The organism is Acidobacteriota bacterium, from assembly GCA_016712445.1.
In the GTDB taxonomy this organism is placed as follows: Bacteria; Pseudomonadota; Alphaproteobacteria; order Caulobacterales; family Hyphomonadaceae; genus Hyphomonas.
Genome location: JADJRB010000002.1, coordinates 606,579 through 618,990, shown reverse-complemented (window position 1 = coordinate 618,990; position 12,412 = coordinate 606,579). Strand labels below are relative to the sequence as shown.

General features: G+C 64.4%; 14 protein-coding genes. 11 read left to right on the top strand and 3 right to left on the bottom strand.

The window, feature by feature from the left end; genetic code table 11:
• Window positions 1-8: 8 nt before the first annotated feature.
• From tatB to secF, 10 genes are all read left to right on the top strand, one after another.
• On the top strand, window positions 9-368 hold the full coding sequence (tatB, locus tag IPK75_15855; protein ID MBK8199825.1) for a twin-arginine translocase subunit TatB: 360 nt from the start codon (window positions 9-11) through the stop codon (window positions 366-368).
• Window positions 365-1,192 (top strand): twin-arginine translocase subunit TatC, encoded by an 828-nt coding sequence (gene tatC / locus IPK75_15850; protein MBK8199824.1) that lies wholly within the window; start codon window positions 365-367, stop codon window positions 1,190-1,192. Before tatB ends, tatC begins: the two co-directional genes overlap by 4 nt.
• Window positions 1,193-1,293: 101 nt before the next feature.
• Complete coding sequence (locus IPK75_15845; protein MBK8199823.1) at window positions 1,294-2,313, top strand: NYN domain-containing protein; 1,020 nt, start codon at window positions 1,294-1,296, stop codon at window positions 2,311-2,313.
• A gap of 72 nt (window positions 2,314-2,385) precedes the next feature.
• Complete coding sequence (gene serS / locus IPK75_15840; GenBank protein ID MBK8199822.1) at window positions 2,386-3,687, top strand: serine--tRNA ligase; 1,302 nt, start codon at window positions 2,386-2,388, stop codon at window positions 3,685-3,687.
• Window positions 3,688-3,868: 181 nt separating this feature from the next.
• Window positions 3,869-4,183, top strand: a complete 315-nt coding sequence (locus IPK75_15835) for a DUF559 domain-containing protein (GenBank protein ID MBK8199821.1) — start codon at window positions 3,869-3,871, stop codon at window positions 4,181-4,183.
• 85 nt (window positions 4,184-4,268) lie between these two features.
• Window positions 4,269-5,030: a 5'/3'-nucleotidase SurE gene (surE, locus tag IPK75_15830; GenBank protein MBK8199820.1), complete on the top strand. Its 762-nt coding sequence runs from the start codon at window positions 4,269-4,271 to the stop codon at window positions 5,028-5,030.
• Window positions 5,018-5,671 (top strand): methyltransferase domain-containing protein, encoded by a 654-nt coding sequence (locus tag IPK75_15825; GenBank protein MBK8199819.1) that lies wholly within the window; start codon window positions 5,018-5,020, stop codon window positions 5,669-5,671. The genes surE and IPK75_15825 overlap by 13 nt, the downstream gene beginning before the upstream one ends.
• Window positions 5,672-5,760: 89 nt before the next feature.
• Window positions 5,761-6,132 carry a preprotein translocase subunit YajC gene (yajC, locus tag IPK75_15820; protein ID MBK8199818.1) on the top strand — a complete coding sequence of 124 codons (372 nt, stop codon included), beginning with the start codon at window positions 5,761-5,763 and terminating at the stop codon, window positions 6,130-6,132.
• 39 nt (window positions 6,133-6,171) lie between these two features.
• Window positions 6,172-7,779, top strand: a complete 1,608-nt coding sequence (secD, locus tag IPK75_15815) for a protein translocase subunit SecD (GenBank protein ID MBK8199817.1) — start codon at window positions 6,172-6,174, stop codon at window positions 7,777-7,779.
• Between the two features lie 18 nt (window positions 7,780-7,797).
• Entirely contained in the window at window positions 7,798-8,790 is a 993-nt protein-coding gene (gene secF / locus IPK75_15810; GenBank protein MBK8199816.1) for a protein translocase subunit SecF, read from the top strand.
• 120 nt (window positions 8,791-8,910) lie between these two features.
• On the opposite strand, the gene ychF is transcribed toward secF, so the two are convergent.
• The gene (gene ychF / locus IPK75_15805) at window positions 8,911-10,008 is read right to left on the bottom strand and encodes a redox-regulated ATPase YchF (protein MBK8199815.1); all 1,098 of its coding nucleotides are present in this window, start codon (window positions 10,006-10,008) and stop codon (window positions 8,911-8,913) included.
• Window positions 10,009-10,215: 207 nt separating this feature from the next.
• Between ychF and IPK75_15800 the strand changes: the two genes are divergently transcribed.
• A complete protein-coding gene (locus IPK75_15800) occupies window positions 10,216-11,166 on the top strand; it encodes a toll/interleukin-1 receptor domain-containing protein (protein MBK8199814.1) in 951 nt (316 codons plus the stop codon).
• Window positions 11,167-11,244: 78 nt separating this feature from the next.
• On the opposite strand, the gene IPK75_15795 is transcribed toward IPK75_15800, so the two are convergent.
• Together IPK75_15795 and IPK75_15790 are read right to left on the bottom strand one after the other, a co-directional pair.
• Entirely contained in the window at window positions 11,245-11,820 is a 576-nt protein-coding gene (locus IPK75_15795; protein ID MBK8199813.1) for a F0F1 ATP synthase subunit B, read from the bottom strand.
• Window positions 11,817-12,377, bottom strand: coding sequence for a hypothetical protein (locus tag IPK75_15790; protein MBK8199812.1), 561 nt, complete (start codon window positions 12,375-12,377; stop codon window positions 11,817-11,819). Before IPK75_15790 ends, IPK75_15795 begins: the two co-directional genes overlap by 4 nt.
• Between the last annotated feature and the right edge of the window lie 35 nt (window positions 12,378-12,412).

Below are 12,412 nucleotides of genomic sequence, written 5' to 3'. Positions count from 1 at the left end.
GCATCGCCATGCTGCCCGGTATCGGGTTTTCCGAAATCCTCGTGCTAGGCCTTGCGGCGCTGATTTTCATCGGCCCGAAGGACCTGCCCATGCTGATGCGCCGCCTCGGCCAGATGGTCGGCAAGGGCCGGCGCATGGCTGCCGAATTCCAGGCCGCCTTCGACGACATCGCCCGCCAGAGCGAGCTCGACGAGCTGAAGCAGGAAATCGAGGCGCTGAAACGCTCGAACGCCATGACCAAGGCGGCCGAAGACCTCGCAGCCGTGGAGGCGGACATCAACTCCGCCGTCATGCGCCAGTCGCCCGAGCCCGAGACGCCACCGCTCACGCCGCCCGCAGATGCCGAAACGGGGGAGGGTAAGCCGTGACCTTTACCCCTCCGAAAGACGAGCAGCCCGATCTCACCGACGAGGTGGAAACCAGCCGCGCCCCTTTGCTGGATCATCTCAACGAACTGCGCGCGCGCCTGATCAAGAGCCTGCTCGCCCTGACGGTCGCCACCATCGCCAGCTTCTTCTTCGCCGAGGACATCTACGATCTCCTGGTGCGTCCCTTCGCCCAGGTGGCCGAGGAGATCCGGGGCTCGCAGCTCGAATTCATCTTCACCGCGCCGATGGAATACTTCTTCGCGCAGCTGAAACTCGCCGTGTTTGCCGGCCTGTTCCTGGCATTTCCGGTCATCGCCTGGCAGGTCTACGCATTCGTGGCGCCGGGCCTCTACAAGTCCGAGCGGGGCGCCTTCTGGCCCTATCTCGTGCTCGCGCCGATCCTGTTCGCGCTGGGAGCCACCTTCGTTTACTTCATGATGTTGCCGATGCTGGCGCGTTTTACCGTCTCGATGGAACACATCGAAGCCGCCGGCACGACCATCCGCATGATGCCCCGCGTCGGCGACTATCTCTCGCTCGTCATGGCGCTGATGCTGGCCTTCGGCCTGTCGTTCCAACTGCCCTTGGTGCTGACCCTGCTGGCCCGGATCGGCGTCGTCTCGTCCAGCATGCTGGCCAGCGGGCGAAAGTACGCCATCGTCGCCATCCTCGCCTTCGCCGCCGTGTTCACCCCGCCGGACCCGATGTCCCAGATCCTGCTGGCCGGCCCGGTCTACCTTCTCTACGAAATCTCGATCTTCTGCGTGAAACTCATCGAAAAGCGCGCAACGGCCGAACAATCCGCCCCGTCCCCGGCGCCTTGAGGGCTCGGCTTCCTGCTGACCCCGGTTGCATTATTCTTGCAGGTTGTCGAAGGTAGGGTCTGGGCAATCAACCGACTCCCGAGAAGCGAGGAGCCTCCCGAGTGGCGCGCGTCAGAAGCGTATTGCTGGTCGATTTCGACAACATCTTCGGCGCGACCAGCGACGACGTGGTGAACAGCCTTTCTAACTGGGTGTTGTGGCTGGAAGATGGCGCACTGTCGCCAGGCGGCAAGCGCCGCACGTTCCTGCACAAGCGCGTCTACTGGAACCTGCAGTTCGACCGCTACCGGGCCGAATTCGAAGCGGCCGGGTTCGAGGCCTTCAACTGCCGCGCGCTCGCCAAGCGCAAGATCAGCGCGGGCAAAAGCTCTGCCGACATCGTCATCACGATGGACGCGATCGAACTCGCCCTGCAGACGAAAAACCTCGACGAGATGATCGTCCTGACCACCGATTCGGACTTCGTGCCCGTGGTCAACCGCGTCCAGAACCCCGGCCTGCGCGTCGTCACAGCCGGCAAGGAAACTGACCCGACTTACGAACTCTACAGCCAGCACGCCGATGCGGTGATCCACGTTGCTGCGATGAAGGCCGCCTTCCAGTATCAGCGCACGCCGCGCAAATGGTACCAGCTGCGCTCGCCGGCGCCGGAAGTTGCGCCGCTGACCCTGCAGCGCGAGCGCCAGTCACCGCTCTTGGGCCGCGTGCGAGCGGCGCTGTCGTCCAGCGAGGGCGGGCAGGGCGGCGCTTCAACCGAACTGCACCGGGCAGCCGATATCGTGCGCGCGCTCGGCGAGCGGATGCCTGACCAGGTGCTGTCGAAAACCAAGATCGTGCGCGCCCTCACGGTGCTGCCGGAATTCACGCCGACCTACGAGGCGGGCGTTCGCCCCTGGTTCGGCTTCAAGAACTTCGCCACCATGATGCGCCGGCTCGAGCAGCTGAACCCGGCAATCCAGGTCAACACGCTTGGCAAGGGCCGCGTCGAGGTGATCTACCGCGAGCCAGCGGGCACGCCGCGCGTCGTGCGCAGCGAGACCACGCCGGTCGACATGCGACCGCCCCGGGCCGAGGCCGACGAGGACGAACCCCTGCCAGCGGGCCTGTCCTCACCGGCCTGAGTGTGGACAGGAGGGGGCGGCGCGGATTAGAGCCTGTGCCGAACCGAAATCCGCATCAGGACCAGCCTGCCCATGTTCGATATCCGCGCGATCCGCGAAACGCCCGACGCCTTCATCAAGGCCTGGAACCGGCGCAAGCCCGGCCTTGGCGATGAAACCGTCTCGCGAGTGCTCGAACTCGACAAGGCATGGCGTGCGGCGACGACTGCCAAGCAGGATGCCGAGAAGGCGCGCAACGACCATTCGAAGCTGATCGGCCAGGCCAAGGCGAAGAAGGACGAGGCCGAAGCGGCGCGCCTGATGGCGCTGGTGGCCGAGGCGAAGACGGCCATCGAAGCGGCGGGCGAAGAAGAAGACAAGGCCCGCAAGGCGCTCGACGACATCCTGATGTCCTTGCCCAACCTGCCGCTGGACGAAGTGCCGGAAGGCAGTGACGAGCATGGCAACGTCGAGAAGTCGAAATGGGGCGAGCCGAAGCGGATCAACAATCCGAAAGACCATGCCGACCTTGGCGAAGCGCTGAAGACGCCCGCCGGCTTCTCGCAAATGGATTTCGAAGCCGCCGCCCGGATGAGCGGCGCGCGCTTCGTTGCGCTGCGCGGCCAGCTGGCGCGCATGGAACGCGCGCTCGCGAACTTCATGCTGGATATTCAGACCACGGAACATGGGTATCAAGAGACGAGCGTGCCGCTGCTGGTTCGAGACCAAGCACTGGTCGGGACGGGGCAGCTGCCCAAGTTCGCGGAAGACCTCTTCAAGGCGGGCGAAGATCACTACCTCATCCCCACCTCCGAAGTCCCCCTCACCAATCTCGTCCGTGAACAGATCCTCGAGGCGGCTCAATTGCCGCTGCGGTTCACCGCGCACACGCCGTGCTTCCGGTCGGAAGCGGGGAGCGCCGGTCGCGATACGAAGGGCATGATCCGGCAGCACCAGTTCTACAAGGTCGAGCTTGTCTCCATCGTTGCGGGCGAGACCGAAGGCCTTGCGGAACTCGAGCGCATGACCGCCTGCGCCGAGGAAGTGCTGAAGCGGCTCGAGCTTCCGTTCCGCCGTATGCTGCTCTGCACCGGCGACATGGGGGCAGGGGCGCGCAAGACGTATGACCTCGAAGTCTGGCTGCCCTCGCAGAACACCTACCGCGAAATCTCATCCTGCTCGTATTGCGGCGACTTCCAGGCCCGCCGCATGGACGCGCGCTTCCGGCCCGAGCCGAAAGCGAAGACCGAGTTCGTGCACACACTGAACGGCTCCGGCCTCGCCGTCGGCCGCACGCTGGTGGCGGTGCTGGAGAATTATCAGACCGCGGATGGCTCGATCACCGTGCCGAAGGCGCTGGTGCCGTATATGGGCGGTCTCGAAGTCATAAGATAGATCTCCCTACGGCCCTTTCGGGCCCCCCCCAAGCGGGGGAGGATTGCGCTGCATCCGGCGAAGCCGTTATCCTCCCCTGCGAAGCGGGGGAGGTGGCAGGCCGCGCAGCGGACTGACGGAGGGGGGCTTGCGGGACAACGAGAAGAAAACGCTGAAGCGTGCGCGTTCGCTTCGCAAGGCGATGCCGAAGTCGGAAATCATTCTCTGGCAGCACGTGCGCCGCGAACAGTTGGACGGCTTCAAGTTCCGGCGTCAGGTTCCAGTCGGACCTTTTATCGCGGATTTTGCCTGCGTGGGGTTGAAGCTGATCGTGGAAGTTGATGGTGCAACCCATGCGGAAGACCATGAGATCGTCCACGATGTGCGCCGGACACGATTCCTTGAAGCACAGGGATGGCGGGTGGTGCGGGTTCTGAATACGGATATCTATGAATCACTTGATGGGGTCTTGAGCCTCTTGCTGGATGAACTGCAAAACCTGAAGCGAGCAAAATGATCGAAGCGTTTTCCCCCTCCGACCCTTCGGGCCACCTCCCCCGCAAGCGGGGGAGGAGAACGGCTCTGCCGAAAGTCGGAATGTCATGAAAATCCTCCTCACCAATGATGATGGCATCAATGCGCCCGGGCTCTCGGTGCTGGAGGAGATTGCGCGGCAGTTGTCGGATGACATCTGGATTGCCGCGCCGGAGGAGGAGCAGTCCGGCAAGGGGCGGGCGATTTCGCTGACCCAGCCTGTGCGTGTACGGAAGGTCGGTGCCAAAGCTTGGGCGATTGCGGGCACGCCGTCGGACGCTGTGCTGCTGGCCACCAAGGACCTGATGCCGGACGCGCCAGACCTCGTGCTGTCGGGCGTCAACCGCGGTCAGAACATTGCCGAGGACACGAGCTTTTCCGGCACGGTCGCGGCGGCCATGTTCGGCATGCAGATGGGCATTCCCTCCATCGCGCTGAGCCAGGCGCAGAACTTCCGCGACCGGGGGTCGCTGCCGTGGGAGACCGCCAAGGCGTGGGGCGCGAAAACGCTGCGCCCGTTGCTGGACATGAAATGGCCGGCGGACGTGGTGATGAACGTCAACTTCCCGGACGTGGAACCGGAAGACGTGCGCGGCATCCAGGTCACCCGTCAGGGATTCCGCGACGAGACGATCATCCATACCGACCGGCGCGAAGACCTGCGCGGCAACGACTATTACTGGATCGGCTACCGGGGAAAGCTGTCGCGCCCGGAAGAGGGAACCGACCTGCGCGCCATCTATGACGGCTATGTTTCGGTTTCGCCGCTGCATGTGGACTTGACGCACGAGGCGTTCCTGCGAACGCTCCGCACGTCATGGCCGACCTGATCGCCGATCCTTTCCGCGCTGCGCGCCTGCTGCTGCACCTGAGGCAGGAAGGCGTGACCGACGCGCGCGTCCTGACGGCGATGGAAACGCTCGACCGGGCCGCCTTCGTGGACGACGCCGGCCTTGCGCCGCTGGCCTTCGAGGATGCCTTCCTGCCGATCCCGTGCGGGCAGGTGATCCTGCGACCCGCAGCCACGGGACACCTGCTTCAAGCGCTCGTCCTGCCGGATGACCGGTCGGCCAAGGTGCTGCTGGTCGGGTTCGGGTCCGGGTACATGGCCGCGCTGGCCGCCAGCCTGTCGGCTCAGGTCTACGCCATCGACCGCTTTTCACGGCTCGTGGAAGAAGGCCGCGCCCGCCTGGAACGGCTCGGCATCGGCAATGTGACGCTGAAACAGGGCGATGGCCAGGCCGGCTGGCCGGAGGCCGGGCCGTTCGACCGGATCGTGCTCGCGTGCAGCGTGCCGGAAGTGCCGGAAATGCTGCTCGACCAGCTGGTCTGGGGCGGCCGGCTCGCCGCGGCGCTGGTGCAGGGAAATGTCCGCGCGATCCTGTCGCTCGCCCCTTCGGGCGAGACGCTGCGAACCCCGTTTTTCCAACAGGTTCCGGCCCTCATCGAGGGGCGCGCGGAGGTGCTCTGATGCCTGCAGGGGGTGTTTGCCAAGGCCTTGGCCCCCCTATATACGGCTGGCAGCATTACGCGATTTGCAGGATTCGAGGAGAAATGGGCATGCGGGACAAACTGGTGATGGCGGGTCTCGTGCCCGTGCTGCTCGCGGCGCCCGCACTGGCCCAGGCTGCCGCCGCGCCGGCCGGCCCGAACCTGATGACGCAGCTCCTGTTCTTCCTGCCGCTGATCCTGATTTTCTATTTCCTGCTGATCCGCCCGCAGCAGCAGCGCGCCAAGAAACACACTGAAATGGTCAATGCCATCAAGCGCGGCGACACGATCGTCACCTCCGGCGGACTGATCGGCAAGGTCAACAAGGTCAACGATACCGAGCTGTCGGTGGACCTCGCGGAAAACGTGCGCGTGCGCATCATCAAGGCGATGGTGATCGAGGTGCGCAACAAGGCCGAGCCGGTTCCCGCCAACGACTAGGTTTCAGGATACGGCCCGCCGGTCTCCAAGGAAAATTCCATGCTTCAGTTTCCGCCCTGGAAAGTCGCGCTGATTTTGGTGACCCTCTTGTGGGGTGTGCTGATGGCCCTGCCCAACGTGGTCAACATGTCGGGCGCGCCGGATTTCCTGCCGAAGAAGGGCGTCAATCTCGGCCTCGACCTGCGCGGCGGGGTGTACCTCGAAATGGAGATCCGGCCGGAAGACGTGATCGGCGGGCGGCTTGAAGTGTTTGCGCGCGATGTGCGCAGCGCGCTTGCCCGCACCGACACGGAGCTGCCGGTGGCGCACCTTGCCGAGGTGAACGGCCGCTCGATGACGATCAAGCTGACGCGACCCGATGCGGCCGGTAATTTCCCGGTCGAAAACGCGATCGCGCGCATCAACCGCGTCAACGGTCCGCTCGAAGGCGGCCTTGCGGGCGGCAAGACGTTTGAAGTCGCCCGTTCGGGCCCCGACAGTATCCAGATCACGGTGCCGGAGAATTCCGAGAACCTGATGATGGCCGACGCGCTCTCGAAGACCGAGACCATCGTGCGCCGCCGCATCGACCCGGACGGCGTCGCCGAAATATCGATCACCCCGTCGGGTAACAGCCGTCTCGTGCTGGAAGCGCCGGGCGAGCCGGATCCGGAACGCCTGAAATCGCTGCTCAGCCGCGATGGCCGGATGACGTTCAACATCGTCGATGACAGCCCGTCCTCGATTGCGGCGGCGCAGGCCGGCGTGGTCAAACCGGGCTACCGGCTGCTGTCGGGTCCGGGTGTCGGCGAGTTGCTCGTCCGCTCGATCCCGGAAATCGTCGGCTCCGACATCGCCAATGCCAGCCAGGGCAATGACGAAGCCAACCGACCGCAGATCAACTTCCGCCTCAACTCCAACGGCGCGCGCAAGTTCTTCGAGACGACGCGCGCCAACACCAACAAGCGGTTTGCCATCGTGCTCGACGACAACGTGATGTCGGCGCCGAACATCAACGAACCGATTGCCGGCGGCAACGTGCGCATCACCGGCGACTTCACGATGGAAGAAGCGCAGGACCTCGCCGCGATCATTTCGGCGGGCGAGATGCCGGCGAAGCTGCAATTCCTCGACCAGCGCACGGTCAGCGCCACGCTGGGCCGCGACTCGATCAATGCCGGTATCCAGGCGTCCGTCATCGGCATCCTGCTCGTCGCCGGGTTCATGATCGTCGCCTACAACCTGCTCGGCATCTTCGCCGTGCTGTCGCTGGCGGCGAACGTCGTGCTGATCTTCGGCGGTCTCTCGGGCCTCGGCGCCACGCTGACCCTGCCGGGCATCGCGGGCATCATCCTCACCATCGGTATGGCGGTGGACGCCAACGTGCTGGTGTTCGAACGGATACGCGAGGAGCAGCAATCCGGCCGCAGTCTGATGACCGCCGTGCAGGCGGGCTATGAACGCGCGCTGTCGACCATTCTCGACGCCAACATCACCACGCTGATCGCGGCCACGATCCTCTACCTGCTCGGGTCCGGGCCGGTGAAGGGTTTCGCGGCGACGCTCGGCATCGGTATCGTCACATCCGTGTTCACGGCCTTTGTCGTGACGCGCTGGCTGACGGTGGCCTGGATCAAGACCTTCAAGGTCAAGAAGCTTTCGGTCTAGGGCCGGGGAGAGACAACCATGTTGATGAAATACTGGCCCAAGGACACGCACCTGAAGTTCATGAGCCTGCGCATGGCGGGTCTCGTGTTCTCGACCTTCATGCTGACGGCGTCCGTGTTTTTCCTCGGCACCAAGGGCCTGAATTTCGGCGTTGATTTCGCCGGCGGTACGTCGATGGAACTCAACGCCACCGAGACGGTCAATGAAAGCACCGTGCGGGCTGCGATTCCGTTCAGCGCCGACGTCAACGCTGCCGTTGGCACGGATGCGCGCCACATTATCGTCGTTCGGTTCGGCGAAGCACCTGCAAACCTGCTGGGCGAGGAGTTCCAGGCCCTGTCGGACACCGAGAAGGCGGACCGCGCCTCCAGTTTCACCAATGATCTGGTTGTGCGCAGCCTGACTGAGAAGCTGGGCATCAATCCGGCCACGGATCTTCTGAAGAACGACACGGTCGGCCCCAAGGTCTCGCAGGAGCTTTTCCGCGACGGGATCACGGCGCTGGTCGTCGCCCTCATCCTGATGCTGGCCTATATCTGGTACCGGTACGAGTGGCAGTTCTCGATCGGCGCCGTGGCTGCGCTGGCGCATGACGTGATTATCACGCTGGGCGTGTTCGCCTTCCTGCAGCTCGAGTTCAACCTGACCACCATTGCCGCCCTGCTGACGATCATCGGTTATTCGATGAACGATACCGTCGTCGTGTTTGACCGCGTCCGCGAAGAGAAGCGCAAGTACAAGAAGATGCCGGACAAGCAGGTCATCGACCTCGCGCTCAATTCCACGCTGTCGCGTACGCTGCTGACCTCCGGCACGACGCTGATCGCGCTGCTCGCAATCTTCTTCCTTGGCGGCCCGGTGTTGCGCGGCATGAGCTTCGCGCTGATCTGGGGCATCGTGATCGGTACCTACTCGTCGATCTTCATTGCCTCGGCCATCGTGCTCTCGCTCGGCATGGACCTGACGCAGAAGACGGTAGACGACACGCCCGGCTTCCAGGGCGCGCCGTAGCGGCGGCATTCAAACGATTGAAGCGTGTCATCCCGGCGAAAGCCGGGATCCATTCACACGCAAACCCGGATTGTCTGGGTCCCGGCTTTCGCCGGGATGACACATTGTTGCTGCTTTGGCCTAGACGTTGAACCGGAACAGCATCACGTCGCCGTCCTGCACGATGTATTCCTTGCCTTCGGAACGCATCTTGCCGTTGTCCTTGGCGCCGACTTCCCCGTTGAACTTCACATAGTCATCGAACGCGATCGTCTCGGCACGGATGAAACCCTTTTCGAAGTCACCGTGGATGACGCCGGCGGCCTTCGGCGCGCTCCAGCCTTTGCGGATGGTCCACGCACGGGCCTCTTTCGGGCCGGCCGTGAAGTAGGTCTGCAGGCCGAGGAGTTCGTAGCCGGCGCGGATGAGGCGCGTCAGGCCGGGCTCGGTAAGGCCAAGGGATTCGAGGTATTCGGCGCGGTCCGGGCCGTCGAGCAGGGCGAGTTCGGATTCGATCTGCGCCGAGAACACAACGCAGCCTGCGCCTTCTGTCTTCGCGCGCTCTTCCACCCGTTTCGAATAGGCGTTGCCGGTGGCTGCGCTCGCCTCGTCGACGTTGGCGACAAACAGGATCGGCTTGGAGGTCAGCAGCTGCAGCATCTGCCAGGCCTTCACGTCGTCCGCCGGCACTTTCGCCTTGCGGGCCGGGCGGCCCTCGGTGAGTTCGGCCAGTGCGAGGTCGATCAGCGCCACCTGCGCCTTGGCTTCCTTGTCGCCGGAGTTCGCCTTCTTGATGACGCCGGCCTTGCGTTTCTCCAGGCTGTCGAGATCTGCAAGCATCAGCTCGGTCTCGACCACTTCGAAGTCCGCCACCGGATCGACCTTGCCGCGCACGTGCGTGATGTCGTCATTGTCGAAGCAGCGCAGCACGTAGATGATCGCGTCGGTCTCGCGGATGTTGGCGAGGAACTTGTTGCCGAGGCCTTCGCCCTGGCTGGCGCCTTCTACGAGGCCGGCGATGTCCACGAAGTTCATGCGCGCCGGGATGATTTCCTTCGATCCGGCTACCTTTGCCAGCGCGTCGAGGCGCGGCTCCGGCACGGCGACCTCGCCGACGTTCGGCTCGATGGTGCAGAACGGATAGTTGGCGGCTTGGGCGGCAGCGGTCTGGGTGAGGGCGTTGAACAGGGTCGACTTGCCGACATTCGGCAGACCCACGATTCCGCATTTAAATCCCATGGCGCCAGACCTCCGCTTCAACTGACCCGGCGCTTACAGCATCAATCGAATTCAGGGAATTCGGTTGCTGCTGTATTTCCACGTTTGGCGCCCCATTCCGGCCCTCAAAACAGGCACGATAATCGCTTGGCAGCTTAAATGGCTGGCTTGGCCAGACCCCGGCGGTATTCTGCCGTGGTTAACCGTATCAGAAGGGTACATCCGCCCATGAGTTACGACGTCTTCCTTGTGTCCGCTCTCGAGGACCGGGACACCGCCAAACTGGTGGCACGGCGCCTGCGTTCCCTGAAATTCAAGGTCTGGCTCGACCAGAAGCAGGAAGACGAGACGTTCGATGCCAAGGACGCGCGCGATGCGATGAACTCGCAGACGCTGCTGGTCCTCTGGTCCGCCAACGCCGTGAAAAGCGACTGGGTGCGTGCAGCGGCCGCTGTCGGCAATTCGCAGCCCGGCGACGTGATCGTGCATGCCGGCCTCGACAAGACGATTCCCTACGAACCCTACCGCCAGGCCAAACGCTTCGGGCTCGAGGGCATGACCTCGCGCAAGTCGCCGCCCGCGTTCGCTGACCTGATCGACGAGCTCGGCCGCCGGCAGGGGCGCAGCGACCTGCGTGCCTGGATGGGTTACGGCGCACAGGACGAGGAAGAACGCCTCGACTGGCTGGCTGCCCACCCGAACGATCCGCTGGCGCTGGACGCCCGCAAGAAGCGCGAGAAAGACCTCGGCCTGAAGCCGGCACCGGCGCGCGAAGCCATCGGCGCTGCGGCGCTGGCGGCAGCCTCGCTGCGTGGCACGTCCGGCCCGCCGCCGGCCGCCAGCACGATCGGCAACGGCCGCACCAATGGCGCCGCGCCGCTGGCCTCCAACGGCGCCATCGCGTCCGCCAACCTTGCCGACGAAGCCCTCGGCTGGGGCACCATGATTGCGGTCTGCGTGGCGATCTTCGCGATGCTGATCCTGGCTTGGGTCTTCCGTTCGGTACCCGCCACGCCGGGCATGGGCGGCATGCCGGCGATTGCCAATGCCAGCATGATCCCGGCCGCCTGTCCGGCCGGCACCGTGCCGCGCTCGATGCTGAAGGTCCTGGAACCCGGCCCGATCATCGACGACACGCAGCCCCAGATCATCGACGATACCACGCCGCAGCCGGAGTGATCCGGCGCGCGCTGCGCGAATGAAAAAAGCCGCCGGAAACCGGCGGCTTTTTTGTTGTCTGGTATCTAGCGCGGGAGACTAGCCGAGCGCTTTCTCGATCTCGCGGGCAGCGGCTTCGAACTGGTCGACGCTCGACTGTTCCGACATCACGCGGCGGGCCGCTTCGGTGGCCGCATCGGCTGCCGCGCGGCGCACTTCGCTGGCCGCTTCGGCTTCAGCGCGGGCGATGCGGGCAACAGCCTGCGCTTCCCGGCGGGCGATCTTGTCGGCGAGGTCCTTCTTGGCTTCCTCGAGCATGGCTTTCGCGTCGCGCTTGGCCTGTTCGATGATCGCCTCGGCTTCCTTGTCGGCGTCCTGCTGGCGGCGTTCGGCCAGCGCAAGAGCCTCGGCAGCCTGTTCGCGCAGGCTGGCGGCTTCCTCGAGTTCCTTCTTGATGCCGTCCGCGCGGGTGTCGAGACCGCCGAGGACCGCCTTGAACGCGCCGACGCGCCAGATGATCAGCAGGAAGATCACGATACCGATCATCACGAGGTTCGTGACGGTGTCGGTGAACGGGGTCAGCAGCGTATCGCCGCCGTGGCTTTCGGAGGCGGCCAGGGCGGCCGGTGCGAAAGCGAGTGCAGCGAGGGAGAGGGTGAACCGGCGCAGGGTCATCCGCGGGCCTCCAGGGCTGACGTCACGGCCTTCTTGAGGTCGGCCTTCGACGCCTTGACGCCGAGCTTGGCTGTCATCGCCTCGGCGGCGTCGACAGCGATCTGCTCGACATTCTTCATCGCATCGGCGCGCAGCTTGGAGATGCGCGCTTCAGCGGTTTCCAGCTTGCGGGCGAGATCGGCATCGACGCGCGAGGTTTCCGTGGCGAGTTCCGCCTCGGTCTTCTCGCGGGCCTTGTCTGCCGTTTCGCGGGCTTTCGACCGGGCCTGGGCCAGGCGAAGCTCAAGCGCTTTCTGCGCTTCCACGGACTGGTTGTTCAGCCGGGCGGCTTCATCGAGATCCGACGCGATCCGGTTGGCGCGCTTCTCCAGCGTGTCGCTGAGCTTCGGCAGGATGAAGCGCGACAGGGCGAAGTAGAGGCCGATGAAGAACACGGCCAGCCAGAACAGCTGTGACGCAAACCAGGTCGGGTCGAACGCGGGGAAGGGCGCCTTGACGCCTTCCACATGTTCACCGCCGTGTTCTGCGGTTTCTGCGAGAAATGCCAGCAAGCTCATGGCGTGCCCAGCTCCTTAACCTGAAACTGCAGTCG